Annotated in this window: 1 protein-coding gene; it reads left to right on the forward strand. The window is 73.4% G+C overall.

Annotated elements, in window-relative coordinates; all coding sequences use genetic code 11:
* Positions 1–133 precede the first annotated feature (133 nt).
* On the forward strand, positions 134–548 hold a 415-nt coding region (locus tag L6Q67_RS24305), incomplete at its 3' end, for a methyltransferase (protein WP_296576329.1).

Genomic DNA, 548 nt, shown 5'->3' on the forward strand with positions numbered 1-548 from the left:
GTGCCCGGCTTCGTGGTCGGCTGAGCCAACAAACACTCCGGCGCTTTCCGGCTGGCGGCTGGCCCGCCGGCGTGGCAGACTGCCCGCCGCCCCGGGCCAGTCCGGCTCCGGGGCACCCACTCCGGAGGCTCCGATGGAAAGACACCCCTGGTGGCGCGGGCGACGCGGCGAATGGTATGTCGGCCTGCAGCTGTGTCTGTTCGCGCTGGTGGTCTTCGGGCCGACCGGTGCGGCGCCCTGGCCGGCCGCGCTGGTGGCTGTCGCCGGGCCGGCGGGCATCGTGTTGATCGTCGTCGGCGGGCTGGTCGCGGCAGCGGCGGCGCTTCACCTGGGGCCCCACCTCACGCCCCTGCCCCACCCCAAGGACAGCTGCGAGCTGGTCGACAGCGGCCTCTACGCCTGGGTGCGCCACCCGATCTACTGCGGCATCATCGTCGCCGCCTTCGGCTGGGCGCTCCACGTGCAGGGCCTCCTCACCCTGCTGTGGGCGGCGCTGCTGCTGCTGTTCTTCGACATCAAGTCGCGCCGCGAGGAGGCCTGGCTGGCGG

The organism is Zoogloea sp. (genome assembly GCF_023150065.1).
Lineage (GTDB): Bacteria > Pseudomonadota > Gammaproteobacteria > Burkholderiales > Rhodocyclaceae > Zoogloea.